At 60.6% G+C, this 23,668-nt stretch carries 18 protein-coding genes; 6 read left to right on the forward strand and 12 right to left on the reverse strand.

Annotated features, from left to right (window positions below; all coding sequences use genetic code 11):
• Window positions 1–48: 48 nt before the first annotated feature.
• The 3 genes from AC1P02_RS11830 to AC1P02_RS11840 form a co-directional block, all read right to left on the reverse strand.
• Complete coding sequence (locus AC1P02_RS11830; RefSeq protein WP_011898955.1) at window positions 49–777, reverse strand: MgtC/SapB family protein; 729 nt, start codon at window positions 775–777, stop codon at window positions 49–51.
• 230 nt (window positions 778–1,007) lie between these two features.
• Window positions 1,008–1,382, reverse strand: coding sequence for a hypothetical protein (locus AC1P02_RS11835; RefSeq protein WP_005312618.1), 375 nt, complete (start codon window positions 1,380–1,382; stop codon window positions 1,008–1,010).
• Window positions 1,383–1,725: 343 nt separating this feature from the next.
• Complete coding sequence (locus AC1P02_RS11840; protein ID WP_021138049.1) at window positions 1,726–1,911, reverse strand: YgaP family membrane protein; 186 nt, start codon at window positions 1,909–1,911, stop codon at window positions 1,726–1,728.
• A gap of 115 nt (window positions 1,912–2,026) precedes the next feature.
• Here AC1P02_RS11840 and AC1P02_RS11845 point away from each other — a divergent pair, with 115 nt between their 5' ends.
• Genes AC1P02_RS11845 through AC1P02_RS11865 form a run of 5 tightly spaced genes read left to right on the forward strand, consistent with a single transcriptional unit; the run spans window position 2,027 to window position 7,455 of the window.
• Window positions 2,027–2,344 (forward strand): ArsR/SmtB family transcription factor, encoded by a 318-nt coding sequence (locus AC1P02_RS11845; protein WP_034523348.1) that lies wholly within the window; start codon window positions 2,027–2,029, stop codon window positions 2,342–2,344.
• Window positions 2,344–2,757, forward strand: a complete 414-nt coding sequence (locus AC1P02_RS11850) for a YeeE/YedE family protein (protein ID WP_021138047.1) — start codon at window positions 2,344–2,346, stop codon at window positions 2,755–2,757. Before AC1P02_RS11845 ends, AC1P02_RS11850 begins: the two co-directional genes overlap by 1 nt.
• Window positions 2,758–2,769: 12 nt before the next feature.
• A complete protein-coding gene (locus AC1P02_RS11855; RefSeq protein ID WP_021138046.1) occupies window positions 2,770–3,216 on the forward strand; it encodes a YeeE/YedE family protein in 447 nt (148 codons plus the stop codon).
• A gap of 56 nt (window positions 3,217–3,272) precedes the next feature.
• Window positions 3,273–4,298, forward strand: a complete 1,026-nt coding sequence (locus AC1P02_RS11860; protein WP_099994003.1) for an efflux RND transporter periplasmic adaptor subunit — start codon at window positions 3,273–3,275, stop codon at window positions 4,296–4,298.
• Complete coding sequence (locus tag AC1P02_RS11865; RefSeq protein ID WP_485182278.1) at window positions 4,291–7,455, forward strand: efflux RND transporter permease subunit; 3,165 nt, start codon at window positions 4,291–4,293, stop codon at window positions 7,453–7,455. Before AC1P02_RS11860 ends, AC1P02_RS11865 begins: the two co-directional genes overlap by 8 nt.
• A gap of 42 nt (window positions 7,456–7,497) precedes the next feature.
• Here the strand turns inward: AC1P02_RS11865 and AC1P02_RS11870 are convergent, their stop codons facing one another.
• Window positions 7,498–9,990 carry a diguanylate cyclase domain-containing protein gene (locus tag AC1P02_RS11870; protein WP_485182279.1) on the reverse strand — a complete coding sequence of 831 codons (2,493 nt, stop codon included), beginning with the start codon at window positions 9,988–9,990 and terminating at the stop codon, window positions 7,498–7,500.
• A 291-nt stretch (window positions 9,991–10,281) separates the two neighbouring features.
• Between AC1P02_RS11870 and lplA the strand changes: the two genes are divergently transcribed.
• The gene (lplA, locus tag AC1P02_RS11875; RefSeq protein WP_485182280.1) at window positions 10,282–11,298 is read left to right on the forward strand and encodes a lipoate--protein ligase; all 1,017 of its coding nucleotides are present in this window, start codon (window positions 10,282–10,284) and stop codon (window positions 11,296–11,298) included.
• A 99-nt stretch (window positions 11,299–11,397) separates the two neighbouring features.
• Here the strand turns inward: lplA and AC1P02_RS11880 are convergent, their stop codons facing one another.
• The 8 genes from AC1P02_RS11880 to xthA form a co-directional block, all read right to left on the reverse strand.
• Window positions 11,398–11,754 (reverse strand): copper-binding protein, encoded by a 357-nt coding sequence (locus AC1P02_RS11880; protein ID WP_125597812.1) that lies wholly within the window; start codon window positions 11,752–11,754, stop codon window positions 11,398–11,400.
• Window positions 11,755–11,802: 48 nt separating this feature from the next.
• Window positions 11,803–14,931, reverse strand: coding sequence for an efflux RND transporter permease subunit (locus AC1P02_RS11885; protein ID WP_485182281.1), 3,129 nt, complete (start codon window positions 14,929–14,931; stop codon window positions 11,803–11,805).
• On the reverse strand, window positions 14,928–16,457 hold the full coding sequence (locus AC1P02_RS11890) for an efflux RND transporter periplasmic adaptor subunit (protein WP_485182282.1): 1,530 nt from the start codon (window positions 16,455–16,457) through the stop codon (window positions 14,928–14,930). Before AC1P02_RS11890 ends, AC1P02_RS11885 begins: the two co-directional genes overlap by 4 nt.
• Before the next feature lie 323 nt (window positions 16,458–16,780).
• On the reverse strand, window positions 16,781–17,236 hold the full coding sequence (locus AC1P02_RS11895) for a hypothetical protein (RefSeq protein ID WP_485182283.1): 456 nt from the start codon (window positions 17,234–17,236) through the stop codon (window positions 16,781–16,783).
• A gap of 54 nt (window positions 17,237–17,290) precedes the next feature.
• Window positions 17,291–18,049, reverse strand: coding sequence for a substrate-binding periplasmic protein (locus tag AC1P02_RS11900; protein WP_485182284.1), 759 nt, complete (start codon window positions 18,047–18,049; stop codon window positions 17,291–17,293).
• A 118-nt stretch (window positions 18,050–18,167) separates the two neighbouring features.
• Window positions 18,168–21,272 carry an efflux RND transporter permease subunit gene (locus AC1P02_RS11905; RefSeq protein WP_485182285.1) on the reverse strand — a complete coding sequence of 1,035 codons (3,105 nt, stop codon included), beginning with the start codon at window positions 21,270–21,272 and terminating at the stop codon, window positions 18,168–18,170.
• 9 nt (window positions 21,273–21,281) lie between these two features.
• A complete protein-coding gene (locus AC1P02_RS11910) occupies window positions 21,282–22,481 on the reverse strand; it encodes an efflux RND transporter periplasmic adaptor subunit (protein WP_125598067.1) in 1,200 nt (399 codons plus the stop codon).
• Between the two features lie 345 nt (window positions 22,482–22,826).
• Entirely contained in the window at window positions 22,827–23,633 is an 807-nt protein-coding gene (gene xthA / locus AC1P02_RS11915) for an exodeoxyribonuclease III (protein WP_021138035.1), read from the reverse strand.
• Window positions 23,634–23,668: the final 35 nt, after the last annotated feature.

Here is a 23,668-nt window from a genome sequence, read left to right on the forward strand (position 1 = left end):
GGGGCTTTTTGTTTATCGGGAGAGGACGCAAAGATATTCCCCGTGCGTTCAATCCGTGGTGCTGGCGCGCCAGAACACCTGCTTGATATGGGGATGAATGGCCAGCTTGACCATAAGGGCATCCAGCTCGTCGCCGTCGATGGAGGTGGCCAGCAGCACGGCGGAGATCTCCAGATCCTGCTCACCGAACGGCTCTATGTCCAGCTCGCTCAAGGGGTAGTTGGCCTGCTCCATCATCTCTTCCAGCCAGTGCAACACCTCCTTCTGATACTCGCGCTGGGCGAGAGCCGTGACTCTGTAGGTCACCTCGGTATCGGTATTGTCCACCGGGCGGCGGTTGATCTGGTTGACCAGGGGGCGCAGCAGGGTGTTGGCGGCCAGCACGAAGAGGGCGCCGAGCACCGCCTCCATGGCGAGCCCGGCCCCGCTGGCCGCGCCCACGGCGGCTACGCCCCACAAGGTAGCAGCCGTGTTGATGCCGCGGATATTGCCCGACTCGCGCATGATGACACCGGCGCCGAGAAAACCGATGCCGGAGACGATATAAGCCACCACATGGACCACGTTGTAGTTGCCACCGTGCAGGTCATAGATGCGCTGGGCCAGGCTGACGAACAGGGCGGCCCCCACGGCGACCAGCACGTTGGTGCGCAGGCCGGCGGTACGCTGGCGGTACTGGCGCTCCAGCCCCACCAGGCTGCCCAGCACGAAGGCCAGCAACAGGCTGGCCAGGGTGTCGAGCAGGGAAATCATGTCTAGTTGCTGCCACATTCTCATGGCGTACTCCTTCTGATAACTGATGGCCTTCGGGATGCATGATGGCGTGCCAATGGGCACTCCTGATGAATCGCAAGGCTGCATGCGGTAAAGACCACCATGGAAAATGAAAACGGACGCCCGGGTCGCACAGACCCGGATGCTCAGGCGCTCAATGGGAGGCGACGGGCAAGGTGCCGGATCAATGGAGAGGGGCCAGCATGGCTGGCCCCGGATTCACCTGATAGATGTCAGTTGAGCACTGGCTCGGCATCACGCCGGGGGCGCAGCTCCCAGCGTACCGGGTGGGCTACCCCGACCTGATGCACGAACTGTACCAGATACCGGCGCTGGGGTGGGGTGCAGTGCAGGTTGAGCACCAGCTCCCGACCACCACTGCGCCCTGGTCTCAGGGACTGCATGGGATGCAGCCCGGCTGGTTGCAGTGTGTGGCTCACCATGTCGAGTACCTGCTCCATGTCGGCGCGATCCTGGCAGCGGATCTGCAACCGGTAGTGGTGCTGACTCGGCTTGGTGCGCAGCCAGAGTGGCAGCAGGCCACGGCCCAGTTTGCTCAGCAGGGGGTGAGCCTGGGTGGACCCAGATTTGGTTGAAATAAAACGCATAGCAGCCTCCTTGTGGGAAGCAGAAACTATGCAGGCAAGGTGTCCTGGGCCATTGGCCACGAGTCACCTGACGTCAAGTGTAAAAACAGAGAAGAGGGGAGTGGATTTCCGCTTCTCGCAGGGTTGCGAGAACGCGGCAGAGGAAGACCTGCGGCTATCTCGCGACCTGGGTGCCGACGATAAGGGTCGGCCTACAACTGTCACTTGATGAATTGCCCACTGATGGTCTCCGCTGTTGATGAACGGCCAGATGGTACTCATCCAGAACGATGAGGTAAAGCCCTATCCTCCTTCAGCAACATTTAGATACAAGTTTGTCAATAATGTGAGCCAGTTGGCTACATCAGCGACAACCCAGCCTCCGCAGTACCATGGCGGCAGGGCAGAAACCGGTGAAAGCGCTCTGGATCAGGTTGACCCCGACAAAGACACTCAGCCAGAAAAAGCCCGGATGGACCCATTGGGTCAACGCCAGTGACAACAACAGCATGCTTCCCGCCACGATTCTCACTCCGTTATCAACAGTCATATCTTGCTCCTTGGTTGTTTATCCGGCTGGTTGCCAACGCCTAAAATTAGGTGTTGCTAATTTAGGTTTTATTTATAGAATAAAACCAAATATAAGCAACTACTAATTTATGCCTATGGCCCCTTTCGATGAGATGACACGCCACGCAAGCGAGGCGGCTGCCCTGCTCAAGGCGCTGGCCCATCCAGAGCGATTGATGGTGCTCTGTCAGCTGGTTGATGGGGAGAAGGGGGTCGGCGCGTTGCTGGCCCACAGCAAGTTGGGGCAGTCAGCCTTTTCCCAGCAACTGGCGGTGCTCAGGCGTAGCGGCCTGATCCGATCGCGCAAGGTTGCCCAGCAGATCTACTACTCGCTGGCAAACGAGGCGGCGGCGGATGTGCTGGCCGTGTTGCAAACCCATTTTTGTCACTCCCAAGAGGATGAGGTGTCTTGATGTTTGAAACCCAATGGTTGCTTGCCCTGTCCGGGGGCATGCTGGTGGGGCTCTCCGCCCTGATGTTGATGCTGTTCAATGGTCGTGTGGCCGGGATCAGCGGCATTCTGGCGGGAGCCTTGCAGCACAGGCATGCCTGGCGCTGGCTGTTTTTGTTGGGACTGGGGGCAGGCGCCTGGTTGGCGTTCAGCCTGGGCTGGGCCCGGATGCCGAGCTTCAGCGCTCTGCCGACCTGGCCACTGGTCGCGCTGGCGGGTCTGCTGGTGGGTATGGGCACCCGTCTTGGCAATGGCTGCACCAGTGGTCACGGTATCTGCGGCATGGGGCGGCTCTCGGTGCGCTCCCTCTTTGCCACCCTCACCTTTATGGCGGCCGGTTTCATGACGGTGTTTGTCACCCTGCATCTGTTGTAACGAGGTAATGAGATGAAACTGTTTATCAGTCTGCTCGCAGGTCTCTTGTTCGGGCTCGGTCTGGCCATCTCCGGCATGGTGGATCCGGCCCGTGTCATCGGTTTTCTCGACCTGGCGGGGGCCTGGGATCCCAGCCTGGCCTTCGTGATGGGGGGCGCCTTGCTGGTGTTTATGCCGGGCTACCAGCTGTTGGTCAAACCGAGCAGCCGCAGCCTGCTCGATGAGCCATACCAGTTCGGCCAGCTCCGGCAAGTGGATCGCCGCCTCATCGCAGGGTCGGCCCTGTTTGGTATCGGCTGGGGGCTGGTTGGCATCTGCCCTGGGCCAGCCTTGAGTCTCATTTCCAGCGGTCAGCCCATGATATTGTTGTTTGTGGCAAGCATGGTGGCCGGGATCTTGCTGGTTGATAAGGGATTGAATCGGGTATGGGTGAAGGTGCGGCCATCTCCCATCGCCTGATCCTGTGGCGTGAACCGCTGGCGTACTGAACCGCAGCACCAAGGAGGGGGGTTATCATGAAGCATTTCCGGTTGCCGGGGGCCACCTTGCTGGTCATGACATCCACCCTGGCGCTAGCCGGGGAGGCAGAAACCCTGACCTCGTTTACCCTGTCGCCGCAGCCGGTGACCGACTGGCTCACCCTGGATGGCACCGTCAGTGCCATCAATCAGGGGACTGTGGCGGCCCAGACCAGCGGCCGGGTCTCCCGCATGCTGGTGGATGTGAACGATCAGGTGCAGGCGGGGCAACCTCTGCTGGAGATCAGCGGCAAGGAGCAGTTTGCCGCCGTCACGGGTGCGCAGGCGCGACTGGCCCGGGCGCAGGCTCAGCAGGTGGAGGCGCAGCGCCAGCTCGCCCGCTTTCAGGCGCTGATTGCCAAGGGGGTGATCACCCGCGCCCAGCTCGATAACGCCGAGGCCTCCGATCGCGCCGCCCGCGCCGAGGTCAATGCTGCCGATGCGGCCCTCACCCAGGCCCGCGAGGCTTACGGTTATACCCGCATTCTGGCTCCTTACGCCGGTGTGGTGACCAAACGGCTGGTGGAGCTGGGGGAGACGGTGGCCCCCGGTACCCCACTGCTCTCCGGCTTCTCCCTCGACACCTTACGGGTGGAGGTGGAGTTGCCCCAATCCGCCCTGACGCTTGCTCGTGAGCCTGCGGATGTGCAGGTGCTGCTGCCGGATGGCAAGCCTGTAACCCCCGTCAAACTGACCCGCTTCAACTATGCCGACAGCCAGAGCCACGCCTTCAGGTTGCGCCTCGACTTGCCGCCGCAAACGGCCGGGGTATTGCCCGGCATGTGGCTCAAGGTGCAGCTCAAACAGGGTGAACGTCAGGTGCTGCAGGTGCCGGATCGCGCCCTGCTGCGGCAAGGGGAGTTCAACGGCGTCTATCTGCAGCAGCCCGCTGGCTGGGCCCTGACGCCGGTGCGGGTCGGTCACTGCTTGGCGGGGCAGTGCGAGATCCTGGCCGGTCTGCAAGCCGGTGACAAGCTGGCTCCCGATGCCTGGGCGCAGCAGCAGGCGGTGGCACATGAGTAGCGAGCTGAACGGCAACAAGGAGAGGCTGGGGCCTGCGGGTCGGCTGGCTGCGTTGTTTCAGGGCTCGGCCATCACCCCGCTGCTGGCGCTGGTGGGGCTGCTGCTCGGCCTGTTTGCGGTGCTGGTGACCCCCAAGGAGGAGGAGCCGCAGATCGATGTCACCTTCGCCGATGTCTATATCCCCTTCCCGGGAGCCAGCCCGGCGCAGGTGGAATCCCTCGTCACCACCCCTGCCGAGCAGGTGGTTTCCCAGATAAAGGGAATTGATACCCTCTACTCCTTCTCCCAACCCGATGGCGCCCTGCTGGTGGTGGTGTTCAAGGTGGGGGTGAGCCGCGAGCAGGCCATCGTCGATCTCAACAACCAGCTCGACTCCCACCGCGACTGGTTGCCACAGGGGATCGGAGTCGGTCAGCCGCTGGTGAAACCCCGGGGGATCGATGATGTCCCCATCGTCAGTTTGACCTTATGGAGCAAAGAGGGGAGCAAGCAACTGGGGGCACCCGAGCTGACCCGGGTCGCCCATGAGCTGGAGACCGAACTCAAGCGTATTCCCGGTACCCGCGATATTTACACGCTGGGCAGCCAGAGCGCCGTGCTGCGGGTGATGCCGGATCCGGCCGCACTCAGCGCCCATGGCATCAGCTGGGGCGAGCTGAGTCAGCGACTTGCCGCCGCCAATCAGGTAGGAACGACACAGGCCATCGAGCAGGACAATAGTGAGATCAAGGTGCAGGTGGGGCAGTTCCTGCAAAGCGAGCAGGAGGCTAGGGAACTGGTGGTGGGCCTGCACGACGGCCGGCCTGTCTATCTGGGGGATGTGGCCAAGGTCTCTCTGGGTCAGGAGACCCCGACCAGGCGCAGCTGGATGGGGCAGGGGCAAGCCAGTTATCCGGCGGTGACCCTGGCCATTGGCAAGCAGCCGGGTCAGAACGCGGTCGATGTGGCCAAGCGGGTGGAGGCGCGGGTCGAGAGTCTCAAGAATCGGCTTATTCCTGCCGGGGTCGAGGTGACGGTGACCCGGGACTACGGCGTCACCGCCGAGACCAAATCCAACACCCTGATCGGCAAGCTGATTTTTGCCACCACGGCGGTGGTGCTGCTGGTGCTGGTGAGCATGGGCTGGCGCGAGGCGCTGGTGGTGGGCGTTGCCATCGTTATCACCCTGGCACTGACCCTGTTTGCCAGCTGGGCCTGGGGCTTTACCCTCAACCGGGTGTCGCTGTTTGCGCTGATCTTCTCCATCGGCATTCTGGTGGATGACGCTATCGTGGTGGTGGAGAACATCCACCGCCATCGCGGTTTGGGCAAGGGGGGGCTCAAGGATCTGATACCGGGGGCGGTGGACGAGGTGGGGGGGCCGACCATACTGGCGACCCTGACCGTCATCGCGGCCCTGCTGCCGATGGCCTTTGTCAGTGGCCTGATGGGCCCTTACATGAGCCCCATCCCCATCAATGCCAGCATGGGGATGCTTATCTCCCTGCTGGTGGCCTTTATCTTCTCTCCCTGGCTGGCGAGCCATTTGCTCAAGGGGGAGGTGCACGGTGCCCACGGCGAGGCCAAGGCGGGTCTCTTTCATAGGCTGATGACCCCTTTCCTGATCGGTGATGGCGCCAAGCGCGCCAGACGCAAACTCTGGCTGGCGGTGTTGCTGCTGGTCGGGGTGGCCACCGCCATGCCGGTGGTGCAGTGGGTGGTGCTCAAAATGCTCCCCTTTGACAACAAGTCGGAATTTCAGCTGGTGCTCGATATGCCGGAGGGGGCGACCCTGGAGCAGACCGAGCGCACCCTGCTGGCGGTCGGACGAGAGCTTGCCAAGGTGCCTGAGGTTAAGGATTACCAGATCTACGCCGGCACCGCCGCCCCCATCAATTTCAACGGGCTGGTGCGCCACTACTTTATCCGCAGTGGCGCCAACGTGGGGGATATTCAGGTCAATCTGGTGGACAAGCATGAACGGGATCGCAGCAGTCACCAGATTGCCCAGTCGGTTCGGGAGCCGCTGCAGGCCATCGCCAGTGCGGCAGGGGGCAACCTGAAAGTCGTTGAGGTGCCGCCCGGCCCGCCGGTCTGGTCCCCCATCGTTGCCGAGGTCTATGGCCCGACTCAGGCCGCCCGCGAAGCGGCCGCTCGCGCCGTACAGGCCCGTTTTGTGGCCACGGCGGATCTGGTGGATGTGGATATCTATCTGACCGACCCGCAGCCCAAGTGGCGGCTGGTGGTGGATCGCAGCAAGGCGGCCCTGCTCGGGGTCGATCTCGGGGATCTGGTGAGCACCCTCAATGGTGGGGTGGGTTATCAGGATGCCAGCTGGCTGCAGGGGCACGGTGCCAAGTATCCGGTGCCGATCCGCATCGAACTGGCTCCCGGTGACAAACGGGATCTGGCGGGTGTGCTGGCCCTCAAGGTGCGCAGCCAAAGCGGCCAGCTGGTGCGGGTCTCCGAGCTGGTGAATCGCCGTGATGAGGTGGCCCCCAGCTATATCATGCACAAGAACATGCAGCCCATGGTGATGGTGGTGGCCGACATGGGTGGACATACCGACAGCCCGCTCTACGGCATGTTTGCCGCCGGTGCCGACATCGACCTGCCCCAATATTACGTGCAGCAGCCCGATAAATTGGGAGAGGTGGCGCTGTTGTGGGACGGGGAGTGGAAGATCACCTACGAGACCTTCCGCGACATGGGTATCGCCTACGGGGTGGGGATGATCCTCATCTATCTGCTGGTGGTGGCCCAGTTCCGCTCCTATCTGGTGCCACTCATCATCATGGCTCCCATTCCGCTCACCATCATAGGGGTGATGCCGGGCCACGCCCTGTTGGGGGCCCAGTTTACCGCCACCTCGATGATCGGGATGATTGCGCTGGCCGGGATCATAGTGCGCAACAGCATACTGCTGGTGGACTTTATCGAGCAGCAGCGAAGAGCCGGAATAGCGTTTGAGCAGGCGGTGATCGAAGCGGCGCAGGTGCGGGCCAAACCCATCATGCTGACGGCGCTGGCCGCGATGATCGGGGCCCTGTTCATCCTCGATGATCCCATCTTCAACGGACTGGCCATCAGTCTCATCTTTGGCATTCTAGTCTCCACCCTGCTTACCCTGATGGTGATACCGCTGCTCTACTACAGCCTGATGGCGCGGCGTGTTTGACGGGAGCAGGGCGCGGCCAGTGCTGGCGTGAGACAGCAAGGTTCAGTGTTTCACCAGACCGGGCGGGGGAGAGGCGAGGGGGCCATCGGGCGAGAGGAGGGCCTCTTCCTGCATGCTGGCCTTCAGCAGCGGGAAATAGCGTTTGTCCTGCTTGACCATGTGACCCAGCACCAGGTCCTGCAGAACAAAATCCAGTAGTGCAAGATTGGTGAGCTCGCCAGTGCGGGCCGCCTGATAGAGGCTGTCGGCCCGACGGAGCAGCTTTTGATGCTCCTGACGGTGAGTGTCCAGCTCGGCGTACTCCAGCTTGGCCAGAATGGCCTCTTCATTGTTGAAGTGGCGGGTGGCCAGGGCCAGCAGGGCCTCGAAGTTTTGATGAAACTGGTCTGTATCCTCTTCCATGGTCAGCACGCCGTTGAGCAGCTGGTTGGCCAGGGCAAACAGCTGGCGATGGTCATCATCGATCTGCGGGTGGCCGCAGTCGTGGCTCTGTTTCCAGCCCAGCTGCATCTGGTTGGCTGCCTCTCGCGTGATCCCGCCCGCCATCTGGGGCGTGAACAGCTGGATGCGGTTGCGCCCCGCCTCCTTGGCCTGATACATGGCCTGATCGCCGTGATTCATCAACTGCTTCTGGGTGGTGCCGTGCTGCGGATAGAGGGCCACACCGATGCAGCTGGAGATATGGAAATGGAGCGCATCCGTCATGGCAAAGGTCTGGTTGAGACTCTGGTGGATGGCCTCGGCGATGGCGATGGCCCCCGCCTCTCCCGTTATCTCGGGCAGCAGCACCATGAATTCATCCCCGCCGATCCGGGCGACCGTGTCCCCCTCCCGTACACAGTGCAGCATGCGCTTGGCGACGGTGGCCAGCAGCCAGTCGCCTGCCTCGTGCCCATGCTGATCGTTGACCGGTTTGAAGTGATCGAGATCGATGAACAGCAGGGCAAGCGGCTTTCCGTCCGCCTGTTGCAGTGAGTGTTGCAGCCTGTCTTGGAGCAGACGACGGTTGGGCAGGTGAGTGAGGGGATCATAAAAAGCGAGCTGGCGCATCATCTCCTCGCTGGCTTTGCGATCGCTGATGTCCCGGGTTACGCCGAGCACAGAGACGGGGTTGCCATCTTTGTCGGCATGCAGCGTGGTCACCACTTCTGTGTGGATGAGGCGCCCATCCTTGTGAGGCTGATCCACCAGGGTGACTCGCTTGGTATTGATGTGATCCCCCGCCGCCCAGGTTGCCAGCGACTCCTTCATCTGGCGGGCGATGCGGTCGGCAGATTCAGCCGTCATCAGCTCCTCGCCCGTCTGGGCCAGCACCTCCTCGACGGTGAAACCACGCAGGTGCTGTACCGACGGGCTCAGGTAGGTGAAGCGACCACTCTGGATATCCATGGTCCAGATGACGTCGGCACTGTTCTCCGTGATGAAGCGGAAGTGGCGCTCGTTGTCGGCTATCTCCTGGCTTAGCTGATGGCGTGCCTTGCTCTCTTCCCGCAGACGGCGGTTGAGACGAAGGAAGATCATAAGCAATATCAATAGGAAGGCGGTGACCAGCAGGCCGATGGCGATGCCCTGATAGATCATCAACTGCTGTTGATGTGCTCTCTCTTCCTGCTGGCTGTAGAGGAAACTATCCAGATCCGGCATGGCAGTGAGCAGGCCGAGGTCCATATAGGTTTGCGCTATGTGTTGCCAGCGGCCGGGATACATGTAGCCCATCTCCACCAGATCGGCGCGGATCAGCGGCTGCATCTGCTTGGCTTCAAACAGCAGCTTGTTGCGGTCCAGGGCCGGATTATTGGTCGCCGGATATTGGGTGAGGATCCAGGCCACCACCTCTTCCGGATGCAGCATGGCGTAACGCCACCCCTTGAGGCTGGCTTCGCGAAAGGCTCTGACTCTCGCCCCGTGGTCGCGCAATTCACGCTCGGAGGTAAACAGATTGTCGCCGTAGAAATCGATACCGGCGCTGCGGGGAGTAAAGGTCTGATAGGGCACACCGCTGCGCTGCAATGTGTAAGTTTCATCCGTGTTGTAGGCGCTCATGGCGTCCACTTCGCCCCGAATTAGCGCATCTGCACTCAGGGTATGGGGCTGGCGGTGGAGCAACCCAAGCGCAACCCCTTCGTGTTGCAGGTAGGCGATCAGCTCTTCGGAGTGATATTCCAGCATCAGACGGCGGCCAACGAGATCATGCACGTTGTCGATATCGGCGCGGGCCAGCAGCACCAGAGGGGAGTGTTGAAACGGGGTGGCCAGGACCACGACAGGTTGGCCGCGCTGGCGATCCAGCAGCAAATCACTGCTGCCGACTCCATAATGGGCGCGCCCCGAGACAACTTCGTCGACCACATCCGTGCCCGGGCCGGCCTCTCTGAGCCTGACATCGAGCCCTGCATCCCGGTAATAGCCCTGGGCGATGGCCGCATAGTAGCCGGCAAACTGGAACTGATGATGCCACTTCAACTGTAAAACAATCGGATCCTGTGCCGCGACTCTGGCCGGCAGACAGGCCAGTATGATCAGCAGCAACGGCATGAGCAAAGGGCCAATATGCCGGCCCGAGCAATGGAAAAATGCAGGGGGTAAGCTCAAGTAAGGCCGCCTGGTGATGTATCTATGGCTAGCGTCGGGCAATTTCTCTCATGCTGCAAGTGTCAATCCCTCGGTCAGGGGGGATTTTTGCACGGTTGTGACCGTATCGGTGCTTTTGGCGTCATTCTTGTCAATTTTTGATGGTCTATGGCCACAACCTGGCCTGGTTGAAGACTGCAGGTGAGAAAGAAAGTGGTAATATCGGCACGCTATTGACTCGATAAAGGCCTGCCCATGACTGCTCTGCGTCTGCTAGTTTCCGACTCTCACGATCCCCTGTTCAACCTGGCGGTGGAGGAGTGCATCTTCCGGCAGATGGACCCGAACCAGCGGGTACTGTTTCTGTGGCGCAACGCCAATACAGTGGTGATTGGCCGTGCCCAGAACCCGTGGAAGGAGTGCAACACCCGCCGCATGGAAGAGGATGGCGTGACTCTGGCCAGGCGCAGCAGCGGAGGTGGCGCCGTGTTTCACGACCTTGGCAACAGCTGCTTCACCTTCATGGCGGGCAAGCCGGGCTATGACAAGAGCATCTCCACCGCCATAGTGCTCGATGCGCTCAAGCTGCTCGGGGTGAGTGCCTTTGCTTCCGGACGCAACGACCTGCTGGTGGCCACCCAGGACGGGGATCGCAAGGTGTCTGGCTCGGCCTATCGGGAGACCCATGATCGCGGTTTCCATCACGGTACCCTGCTGCTCGATGCAGACTTGAGCCGCCTCGCCAATTACCTCAATCCCGACCCCAAAAAGCTGGCAGCCAAGGGGATCAGCTCGGTACGCAGTCGGGTAGCCAACCTGTGCGAGCTGCTGCCCGGGATCGAACATCAGCAGGTGAGTCATTCGCTCATTGAGGCCTTCTTCGCCCACTACGGTGCGCGCGTCTCCCCCGAGCATATCTCCCCGACCCAATTGCCGGACTTGCCCGGCTTTGCCGACACTTTCGCCCGCCAGCGCAGCTGGGAGTGGAATTTTGGTCATGCGCCTGCGTTCACCCATCAGCTGGACGAGCGCTTCGACTGGGGCGGGGTGGAGCTGCATTTCGATGTGGAGAAGGGGGTGATAGGGCGGGCGCAGATCTTCAGCGACAGCCTGGATCCGGCCCCATTGGATGCATTGGCCCAGCGGCTGGTGGGCGTGACCTATCGCAGCGACGCCATCGCCGCGCTGCTCGGGCAACTGAAGACCGATTTCCCGGCTCGGCAAGCCGAGCTGGATGCGCTTGCTGGCTGGTTGCAGGCGGCACTGCGTTGACCGCAATGTCCAGACAGCAAGCTCACTAACGAGGTGCCCAAACGCACCTCAAGATAAACGGCGGGATGGAGAGCCCCGCCGTTTATCTTGTCCGTCAATTCACTGTTTTTGCAGCTGGGTGACTGTCAGCTTGCCAGCCGGGTTCTCGGCGTGAAAGCGCACCGCATCTCCGACCTTGAGCCCCTTGATCAGGGCCGGATCGGCCAGCAGGAACACCATTGTCATGGGGGGCATCTTGAGGTTGTCGATGGCCTCGTGTTTGATCCCCACCTTGCCGCTGGCCTCGTCGATACGGCTGATGATCCCCTTGGTCATCGCGTTCTCTCCCGTCGCCTGCATATCCATCCCCTCCATCTGGGACATATCGTGCCCCTCGTGGCTCATGGTCATTTCGGCCCGGGCCTGGAGAGAGGCAAGGCCGAGCAGCAATGTCATTGCAAATGTCTTGTAGTTCATGGTCTTTTCCTCGTGATTGATTCAAACACTTCGTTGATTGCAAAAGGGTTAGTCGGCTTGTTGGTCTGCCTGCTTGCCAAGGCTTTGGCTGCGCCACAGGTAGTAGGCGGCGGGCAACACCAAGAGGGTCAGCACCAGGGCGCTCACCATGCCGCCGATCATCGGCGCGGCGATGCGCTGCATCACTTCCGAGCCTGTGCCCTGGCTCCACATGATGGGCAAGAGGCCGGCGATGATGGTGACTACCGTCATCATCTTGGGGCGCAGACGCAGGGCTGCGCCGTGGATCACGGCTTGATGCAGGCCCGCCTTGTCCGGCTTGCCGCTCGCCACCAGCTCATCCCAGGCGTGGTTGAGGTAGACCAGCATCAGCACACCTGTCTCCACCGCCACCCCGGCCAGGGCGATAAAGCCCACCCCCACCGCCACCGAGAGGTTGAAGTCCAGCAGCCAGAGGGTCCAGATCCCGCCCACCACGGCGAGCGGCAGCGTGGTGAGGATGAGCAACACCTCCTGCATGCGGCGAAACGCCAGATAGAGCAGCAGCACGATAATGGCGATGGTTAACGGCACTACGTAGGCGAGGCGCGCCTTGGCCCGTTCCATGTATTCATACTGACCCGACCAGGTGAGGGCGTAGCCCGCCGGCAGGATCAGCTGCTTGCCTACCTCTGCCCTGGCCTCATCGACAAAGGTGCCGATGTCGCGGCCGCGAATATCCACGTAGACCCAGCCGTTCAGCCGCGCATTCTCGCTGCGCAGCATGGGGGCCTCGTCACTGATGTAAACCTTGGCCACGTCCGCCAGCGCGATCCGCTCCCCCTTGGGGGTGATCAGCGGCAGCAGTTCGAGGCTTGCCACCGAGTCGCGATAGCTCTGGGGATAGCGCAGGTTGATGGGGTAGCGCTCGCGCCCCTCTATGGTCTGGCCCACGTCCATGCCGCCCACTGCGGTGGCGAGCACCGCCTGCACGTCGGCGATGTTGAGGCCATAACGGGCGGCATTGAGCCGGTCGATATCCACCTTGACGTAGCGACCACCAGCCACCCGTTCGGCGTAGACGGAGGCCGCTCCCGCCACCTTGCCGACGATCTGCTCAAGCTGCTGGCCGACTTGCTGGATCACCTTGAGGTCGGGCCCCGCTATCTTGATGCCGACCGGGGTCTTGATGCCGGTGGCCAGCATGTCGATGCGGGTCTTGATGGGGGGCACCCAGGCGTTGGTGAGGCCGGGGAAGCGAATGAGGGAGTCGAGCTCTTCTTTCAGCTTCTCCGGCGTCATGCCGGGGCGCCACTGATCGCGCGGCTTGAGCTGTATGCTGGTCTCCATCATCACCAGGTCGGCAGGGTCTGTGGCCGAATCGGCGCGGCCCGCCTTGCCGAACACGTTCTGCACCTCGGGCACGGTGCGAATGAGCTTGTCGGTCTGCTGCAAAATCTCCCGCGCCTTGCCCACCGAGATATTGGCCGCCGTGGTGGGCATATACATGATGTCCCCCTCATCGAGCGGCGGTATGAACTCGGAGCCCAGATACTGGAGTGGCCAGAAGCCCGCCACCGTCACCAGCAGTGCGGCGGCCAGCGTGGTCTTGGGGCGCGCCAGTACGGCCTTGAGCAGCGGTATATAAGCCTGGCTCAAGCCACGGTTGAGAGGGTTGGCCTGCTCAGCCAGCACCTTGCCGCGAATAAAATAGCCCATCATGACTGGAACGAGCGTGATGGCGAGCGCCGCAGCCGCTGCCATGGCGTAGGTTTTGGTGTAGGCGAGCGGATGGAACATGCGTCCCTCCTGCGCCTCCAGTGCAAACACCGGCAGGAAGCTCATGGTGATGATGAGCAGGGAGAAGAAGATGGCGGGCCCCACTTCGATGCTCGCCTCCGTGATGATGCGCCAGCGGTTCTTGTCGGTGAGCGCCTCCCGCTCCATGTGCTTGTGCACGTTCTCTATCATCACGATTGCGCCGTCTACCATGGCGCCGATGGCGATGGCGATACCGCCGAGGGACATGATGTTGGCGTTGATCCCCTGCAGGTGCATCACGATAAAGGCCACCAGAATGGCGATGGGCAAGGTGATGACCACCACCAGGGACGAGCGCAGGTGGAACAGGAAGGCCAGACAGACCAGCACCACCACGGTGAACTCCTCCAGCAGCTTGCCGGAGAGGTTGTCGATGGCGCGCTGGATAAGATCGGATCGGTCGTAGACAGTGACCACTTCTACCCCTTCCGGCAGGCTGCTTTTCAGCTCGGCCAGCCGCGCCTTGACCCCGTCTATGGTGTGCTGGGCATTCTCGCCATAGCGCATGACTATGATGCCGCCCACCACTTCCCCTTCGCCGTTGAGTTCGGCGATGCCGCGCCGGCTCTGGGGGCCAGTGACCACATCCGCAACGTCACCGAGCAGCAGCGGAGCGCCCCTGACCTGGGTGCCGAGCGGGATCTGCTTGAGGTCTTCGACGCTTTTCAGATAGCCGTTGGATCGCACCATGTATTCCGCTTCCGCCATCTCGATGACGGAGGCGCCTGTCTCCTGGTTGCCCTGCTCGATGGCGGTCTGGATAAGTGAGAGGGGAATGCCGTAGGCGCGCAGCTTGTCCGGATCGACCCGCACCTGATACTGGCGCACCATGCCGCCCACGGTGGCCACTTCGGAGACGCCGTTGACTGTCTGCAGCTCGTACTTGAGGAACCAGTTCTGCAACGAGGTGAGCTGGCTGAGATCGTGCTTGCCGGTCCTGTCAACCAGAGCGTACTGATAGACCCAGCCCACCCCGGTGGCATCGGGGCCAAGCTGGGGTTTCGCCTCGGCCGGCAGATTGGGGGCGACCTGGCTCAAATACTCCAGCACCCGTGCGCGGGCCCAGTAGAGATCCGTGTTGTCGTCAAACAGCACATAGACGAAGGAGTCGCCGAAGAAGGAGTAGCCGCGCACCGTGGTGGAGCCCGGCACCGCCAGCATGGCGGTAGTGAGCGGGTAGGTCACCTGATCCTCCACCACCTGGGGCGCCTGGCCCGGGTAGGAGGTCTTGATGATCACCTGCACGTCGGAGAGGTCCGGCAGCGCGTCCACCGGGGTCTGTTTTACCGACCAGAGTCCCCAGGCGGTGAGCATGACGGTCAACAGCAGCACCAGAAAGCGGTTGCCCACGGACCAGCGAATAATGGCAGGGATCATGGCTTGGCTCCCATATCGTGCTGGCTATGGTCCATACCTTCCATCTTGTCCATCTCATCCGCCGCAGGCTTGGTAGCGTTGCCGGTTGCCGGCGCTTTCTCCTGATGGATGGTGGTGATACGGTACTCATCCCCCTCCTGCATCACCTGCAGATGGAGGGTTTGCCCTGCGGCGAGCTGGGAAATGTCCACGTCATCCGCCACGGTAAATTCCATCTCCATGGCGGGCCACTGCCACTCGGGGATGGGTTGGTGGGCCACCATCAGGGTGCGGCTGGTCAGATCGATGCTCTGTACCGTCCCTTGGGTCCATACCTGCGCCGGGCGTACCGCCGTCATGCGCTGGAAGTCCGAGTCTATGGCCGATTCGGAGTCGAGCAGGAACTGGGCCGAGCTGACTATGCTGTCACCCGCTTCCACCCCCGCCTTGATGGCGACCTTGTCACCAAACTGGGGGCCGAGGGTGACGGCTACCGACTTGAAGTTGCCATCCCCCAGCGCCAGCACCAGCCTGTCCTGGCTGCCGGTGCGGATCACCGCTTCGCTCGGTACCACCAGCCGGGGTTCCCCCTGGCCAGTGCGAATGGCCACCTTGGCAAACATATTGGGTTTCAAAAACTCGTCCGGGTTGTCAAAGCGCAGCCGCACCTTGAGGGTGCGAGTGGCGGCATCCAGGGTCGGGTAGAGGTAATCCACCCGGCCCTGCCAGCTGCGACCGGGGGCGTAGTCGAGGGTCATGGTGACAGGATCCCCCACTTTCAACTGGGCGGCCTGGCGCTCGAACACCTCGGCACTGACCCACACCTGCTGCAGGGTGCTGATGTTGAACAGGGCGGCGGCGGGCTCCACATACTGCCCTTCGCGCACCTTGAGCTCCGAGACATAGCCGCTGCTGGGGGCGTAAATGCCAATGGTTTCGCGCACCTGCCGGCTGCGTTTGAGGGCGGCTATCTGATCCGCCGGCACCTGCAGGGACTTGAGCTTGCCATCGGCGGCGCGCAGCAGCAGCGGGTTGGTTGTGTTGAGGGCCAGCAGGTATTCGTGCTGGGCATTGACCAGATCCGGGGCGTAGATCTCGTAGAGCAGGGAGCCTTTGGCCACCTTCTGCCCCTCACTCTTGATGGCAAGGGTGCGGATCCAGCCCGCCATGCGGGCGTTGATCGCCTCCAGCCGATCCTCGTCATACCCGACATAGCCCACCGTCTCGATCTGCTGGTGGATGGGCAGCTTCTCCACCTTGGCCAGCCGAACTCCCAGGTTCTGCTGGATCTCGGGGCTGATGGTGACTGTGCCCGGCGATCCGTTTTTTTGCTCCTCATAGACGGGGATAAAGTCCATCCCCATGTTGTCCTTGGCGGGGCCGTTGCGCTTGTCGCGGGGATCCATGGGGTTGACCCAGTAAAGGGGCGTCTTCTCTTTGGCGGTTGCACCGTCGCCAGTCTGTTTGGCGGCCCAGTAGCCGCCACCGGCCCCGAGGGCCAGCAGCAGGGCTGAGACAAGCAGCTTTTGGCTTGATTTATGGCTCATAGGGAACCTCCGACCGGCATCAGGCGGGCGCTAATGGTGCAAGGGTGAGCGGCAACTGGCTCGGTCAATCGGGCAGATGACATGTGCATCTTCTCTTCTGTCAGGCCGCCGGCTTGTGATGGTGACAGACGCATAACGAGCGTCTGGTTGCTGCATCTATCGCAGCAGATCACACAGGCTGGGCGGCAAACGGGGCGTTGCTGACGTGTCAGCGGACGCACGGCTCCCTGCTATTGCTGGCGGTGCCAGCCGTCACAGGGTCAGGCAAGGACGTGCAGTGTCGGGCAAGGTCAGCCTTGTCCCATGCACGGGAGAAGATCCTTCTAGTGGCGCAGTACCGACAGCATCAGATGTCGGCGGGGCCAGGAGGGGGGATGAGTACCGCGGCTACGCAGGAAGGGATCCCGCAGCCAGTGATCGAACAGATGGCTGGCGACCCCCAGATGGGGCAGCAGCAAAAGGGGGAGGGCAAGCAAGGTCAGCAGCGCGGCCAGCAGTGGCAGGCCGGCCCCGGTTGGCGAGGTGAGGCCGCCGTGCATCTGGCAATCTCCCTGGCTCATGGCGTTGCCTTGCTCTCCATCATCGGCTGCCATAGTGTGACAGGCGAGCCCCTGCATGGCGGTCGCACTCATGGTTGCGTTGTTGCTGCCGGTCGTCATGGTGGAGGAGATGACATCGGTCCCGTGCCAGCTGATACAGAGGGTCAGATTGCAGACAAGCATCAGCGCCAGCAACAGCCGGGCCAATAGCAGGGTGGGCAATCGAACCAAACTCATCATGTGTCAACTCTGGCAAGGGATGGGGCAAATCTAAACCTTACTCGCGGGAGAAGGTCAAGGCATCTGCTGAGTCTGTCGTTGCTGCTCCAGATAGAGGGTGCTGTATTTGTCCAGCAGTTGATCTATCCACTGACCCATACCCGGGGCCTGCAACATGGGTTCGAGTTTCTCCAGGGTATCGAGGTGAGGGGAGTTGAGGGACACCGAGATGTAGAGTTCTCCCTGTTGCAGGGGCCAGAGCAGATCGGCCAGACCGCTATCCGGGTAATTTTCCCGTAAAAAGAGGCGACCAGAAGAGCGACCGTAGGGCACAAAGTCGACCCTGTCGCTGGCCAGCAGCCCAAAGACCTGCTTGAGGGAGTTGACCCTGTGGATCCGGGTATTCTCTTCCAGAAATGTGTCCAGCTCGCTGCCAAGGCTGACCCCGATCATCATAGCTCCCCTTAGCCCGGCCAGATCCTCCCGTTGCTCCAAGAGACGCGGGCTGGGCTGGCGAACAAACACAGCCATGTCATTGATGGCCATCGGTGTTTGCGTGAAGCGGGAGTAGCTTTCACGCTCGCTGTTGCGCAGGGCACAAATATTGATGTCTACCTCGCCGGAGGCCACCTTTTGCTGGCAACGGGCCCAGGGGCCTACGTAGTCAAGGTTAACGTTGAGCCCCAGCCGTTGATAGAGGGTGCTCACTACTTCGGCGCAGACTCCCACGATTTTACCGCCCGCATGCCAGTTCCACGGGGGATAGTCATGGTGACCACAGGCTGTCATGTTTGATCCGGCAAGTGCCGCAGCGAGCCAAAGCTGAACCAGCATAGAAATACTCCCCCTCAAATCTCCCTGAGTTTAGGTGATTGAGTCGAGTTGATTTGAATAAAAACGCCCTCGCAGAGCGAAGGCGTTTGAGCAAATACCATATTGATTGATAACGGTATTAGCGCTTCTTTTGCGAGCCTTGCATGATCAAGCGGAAGAAGAGCGGGATAAAGAAGATGGCGATAAAGGTGGCTGCCAGCATGCCGCCAATGACCGGCCAGCCGAGAGCATGGCGGCTGGCCGCCCCGGCACCGCTCGATGTGATCAAGGGGATGCAGCCGAGAATAAAGGCCAGCGATGTCATGACAATCGGGCGAAAACGCAGGCGCGCCGCCTCTAGTGCCGACTCGGCAATACTCATCCCTTCCTCATGCTTCATCACGGCAAACTCCACGATCAGGATGGCGTTCTTGGCCGCAAGCCCCACCAGGGTGACCAACCCAATCTGGAAGTAGACGTTGTTGGTGAGGCCCACGGCCCAGGTGGCGAGCAGGGCCCCGAACAGCGCGAAGGGAACCGCAGTGATCACCGCAAACGGCAGACTCCAGCGTTCGTACTGGGCCGCCAGAATGAGGAAAATCATCACTATGCCGAAGCCAAACGCCATGCCGGCACTGCCGGCAGAAGCTTTCTCCTGATAGGCAGATCCGGTCCACTCCAGTTTGGCATCGTTGCCGAGGGTACTGTTCGCGATCTCTTCCAATGCGGCAATGGCTTGTCCTGAACTGTATCCCGGTGCAGGTTGCGCCATGATCTTGGCGGCAGGGAACACATTGAAGCGCTCTACCAACTCGGGGCCGCTGGCGTCGCGTACCGTCACCAGGCTGCTAAGGGGGATCATCTCGCCCTTGTCGGAACGGACATAGATGTTGCGAATGTCGCCCTTCCTGGCACGATAATCCGCTTCTGACTGAAGCTGGACCCGATAGGTACGACCGAACTGGTTGAAGTCGTTGACGTAAACCTGACCGAAGGTGGCCTGCATGGTGTCGAACACCGCATTGATGGGCAGCCCCAACGCCTTGGTTTTTTCCCGATCAAGATCCAGATAGACCTGAGGGACATTGGCGCGATAGGTCGAGGTGACGCTGGCAAACTCAGGCCGTTCTCTGGCTGCGGCCAGGAAATGTTCAACCTCTGCCGAGAAGGTCTTGGCATCGCTGCCGCTGCGGTTTTGCAGATACCCTTCCAGTCCCCCCGTGGTGGACATCCCCTGGATTGGTGGTGGATTGAAGGAGGCCACAAAGCCATCCGCCAGCCCCATCAGACTCATGCCTTGAAAGGTATTCGCCAGGGAGAAGGAGTCTTGTCCTGCGTCTTTTCGCTCGCTCCAGTCCCTGAGGGTGATGAAGCTCAGGCCGCTGTTGCTGATCACAGCACTGGAGAGAATGTCGAAACCGGAGAAGGTGACGACATCCTTCACGTTCGGGTTGGCCATGGCGATTTGGTCAAACTTGTCAGCCAGCGCCTGGGTGCGAGTGAGTGCCGCTGCGTCTGGCAGCATGATGGCAGAGATGAGGTAGCCTTGATCCTCATCCGGTACCAGTTCCCCCGGTACTTTCATAAACAGCAGATAACTGGCGAGCAGCATGGTCACTATGATGCTGAAGGCCAGTGCCACCCGGCGATTCAGGAAAGCCACCCCACGCACATATCCTCTGGTGAGCTGGTCAAAGCGGTGATTGAACCAGACGAAGAAGCGAGCGGGCTCCTGATGGCCGTCCTTGAGCAAGACAGCACACAAGGCCGGCGACAAGGTAAGGGCAATGATGCTGGAGATAACCACAGAGACGGCGATGGTGATGGCAAATTGCTTGTACATCACCCCTGTCATGCCACCCATAAAGGCCACGGGTATAAACACGGCGCACAGGACCAGGGTGGTGGCGACGATGGGGCTGAACACCTCCTGCATGGCGAGAATGGCGGCTTGCGGCGCCGAGAGCTTTCGCTCGCGCATGCTGCGCTCCACGTTCTCCAGCACCACTATGGCGTCATCCACCACTATGCCTATGGTCAGCACCATACCGAACAGGGTGAGCAGGTTGATGGAGAAGCCCAGCAGCAGCATGCCGGCAAAGGTGCCGATCAAGGACACCGGCACAGCGATACAGGGGATCAGGGTGGCGCGGAAATTCTGCAAGAAGAGGTAAACCACCACGAACACCAGCACCATGGCTTCAAACAGGGTATGCACTACCTCCTCAATGGAGAGTTTTACGAACTCGGTGGTGTCATAGGGGATTTGATACTCGATATCCTGCGGAAACCGGGTTTGCAGTTGCGCCATGGTGGCGTGCACGGCATCTGCCACGGCGACGGAGTTGGCACCCGGTTGCAGATAGGTCGCTATACCGATGGCCGGTTTGCCGTTGGCGCGAGCGACTATGTCGTAATCCTTGCCACCCAGCTCGACCCGGGCAATGTCTTTGACCCGAATTTTGGCGCCATTTGGCATGGATCGGATGATGATGTTCTCGAACTCTTTGACATCCTCAAGGCGCCCCTTGGTCTGCACCGTGTAAGTGAAGTCGATGGGCGTGCTGGTGGGCTGAGCCCCTATTTTGCCCGCGGCAAATTGGGTGTTCTGTTCACGGATGGCGCCAATCACATCGCCCGGAGTCAGCTGCAACTGGGCAAGACGATCCGGGCGCAGCCAGATCCGCATGGCGTAGTCAGTGCCACCAAAGAGCATGGTGTCGCCAACGCCAGGTATCCGCTTGAGCTCGTCGATGATGTTGAGCAGGGCATAGTTCGACAGGTAGGTCGTATCAAATGACTGGTTGGGTGACACCAGGGTGATGACCTGCAAGATGGAGGTCGATTTTTTCTTGACCGTGACCCCCTGCTTTTTCACCTCTTCCGGCAGTTGGGCCATGGCGGCCGAGACCCGGTTGTTGACGTTGATGGTGGCCTGATCCGGATCGGTACCGATCTCGAAGTAGACGTTGAGGTTCATCTGGCCATTGGAGGCGGAGCCAGATTGCATGTACACCATATGCTCAACCCCGTTGATCTGCTGCTCGAGTGGGGCTGCAACGGTTTGAGAGATAGCTTCAGGGGTTGCCCCCGGGTAAAAGGCCGTGACCGATACCACGGGGGGCGTGATCTGCGGATACTGCTCGACGGGCAGGGAACGCATGGCGGCCAATCCTGCCAGTACGATAATGATCGATATCACACAGGAAAATATGGGGCGCTCAATGAAGAACTTGGAAAACATACGAGCTCCTTACCTGGCCGCTGGCTTGCTGGCCATCTTGTCGCTGATCGCCTGCATCTCTTGGGCCGAGACAGGTTTGACTATGCTGCCGGGTCTGGCTTTCATCAGCCCCTCTACGATGTAACGCTCGCCTGCATCAATGCCGCTCTCGATCAGCACACCTTCTGCAATGGCCGGACCGAGTCTGACTGGGCGTGGCACCACCTTGTCATCGCCGTCCACCACCATCACCATGCGATCGGCCTGGGATTGCACAATCGCTCTGGCTGGCACCACTATGGCGTTTTTACGAATACCTAGGTCGATGGTGAGTCGGACAAATTGACCCGGTAGCAGGACCCCCTCTTTGTTGTCAAAGATGGCGCGGGCCCGGATTGTTCCCGTCTGTGGGTCGACCCGGTTATCGGAGAAGTTGAGCTTGCCCGCCTGGGGATAGACGGAGCCATCAGCGAGACGGATATGGGTACGCCAGTTGGTGGTGTCTTTGGCCTCAATCAATCCTTTTCGCACCGAGGTTTCAAAATTGAGACGGTCCTGTTCCGAGTAGGAGAAATTGACGTAGAGCGGGTTGTACTGGGTGATGGTGGTGAGCAGGCTGCTGTTGGCATTGGTTGAGATAAGGCTCCCCTCGGATTGGGAGCTCTTGCTCGCCATGCCATCAATCGGTGCCGTCACCTGGGTGTAGCTGAGGTTGAGTTCTGCTTCTTTGACTGTTGCCTGTGCGGCCTGGCGGCTGGCAATGGCCGCTTCGTAGTTGGCGATGGTGTCGTCATAGTCCTTGCGGCTCACGACCTGGCGCTTGAACAGCGGTATGATGCGATCCCGATCTGCGCGTGCCTTGTTGAACCTGGCCTGTTCCTGAGCCAGGGCCCCCTTGGCCTGTTCCAGTGCCACCTTGTAGGGGGCGGGATCGATGAGGAACAGCTCCTGGCCTGCTGTCACGGGTTGCCCTTCCACATAAGTGCGTTCAAGCAGGATGCCGTTTACCCGGGAGCGAACTTCGATTTCGCGATAACCCGCCGTCTCTCCCACCATCTCGGTCGTCAGCGGCACATCGGTCAGTTTGGCCTCGGCCACTACTACGGGCACAGGGGGGCGTACCTGGGCACTACTGGCTGGTTTGTCGCCGCAGCCAGCCAGCACGCTGACCAGTGCCAGAGCAATGCAGCCACGCTTGAACATACTTTCCCCGACGTTTTGCACCTTCATCATCACACTCCTGTTGAATGGACAGCGATCGTCGTGCCCACCCCTGTTCTGAACTGATGTCATCAACTGCATGATTAATAATTCAACTTATTGGATTACAAATAGTTTTTAAATGATAGAGCACAGACATTGAACCCAAGCTGCTCGGTGTTGAATGTTGTCAGCTCCAAGGAGGAGATGGGCGGTAGGCCAGCGACAATGGTTATCCTGATGGTGCGGGCGCACTCCATTATGAGCATTGCTCATGATCCGGGAGGTTTGTCGGGAATTATAAGAAGGAAAGGGGTGGGGGAAGTGGGGGCTGGGTCACAGTGGGGAGTCAAACGTCCCCACTGTGTGGATTTATCAGGCGAAGGTGGCCCAGATGGGAGCGTGGTCGGAGGGTTTCTCGATACCGCGCAGCTCGTAGTCGATGCCGGTTTCGGTCACTGTGTCCTTGAGGGCGTCGGAGGCCATGATGAGATCGATGCGCAGGCCGCGGTTCTCGTCAAAGCCCTTTGAACGGTAGTCAAACCAGGAGAAACGTTCGCACTCCGTGGGGTTGGCTGCGCGGAAGGTGTCGGTCAGGCCGAACCCTTTCAGGCGTTCCATCCATTCGCGCTCGATGGGCAGGAAGGAGCACTTGCCCTCTCGCAGCCAGCGTTTGCGGTTTGCCTCGCCGATACCGATGTCGAGATCCGTGGGGGAGATGTTCACATCCCCGATCAGCACGAGTTGATCATTCGGGGTGTGGTGAGTTTCCAGATAGTGCTGCAAGTCCTCGTAGAACTTCTGCTTGGCCGGGAACTTGGTCTCGTGATCCTGGTTCTCCCCTTGCGGGAAATAGCCATTCATCACCTTGATGAGGGAGCCATCCTCCCGTTTGAAGGTCGCCATGATCATGCGGCGTTGGGCATCTTCCGGATCGGTAGGGAAGCCTTTTTGTACCTCGACCGGCTTCTGCTTGCTCATGATGGCCACCCCGTAATGGGCCTTCTGACCGTGGAACTCCACGTGATAGCCCATGGCTTCCACGTCTGCCAGCGGGAAGGCCTCGTCGTGTACCTTGATCTCCTGCAGGCCGATCACATCCGGCTGGTGTTTGTCGATGATGGCTTGCAGCTGATGAAGGCGGGCGCGCAGGCCATTGATATTAAAAGAGATGATCTTCATGTCAGGGATGCTCATGTCATTTTTATAAGTCGCTA

This window comes from Aeromonas sp. TS_SC_11 (genome assembly GCF_057318915.1).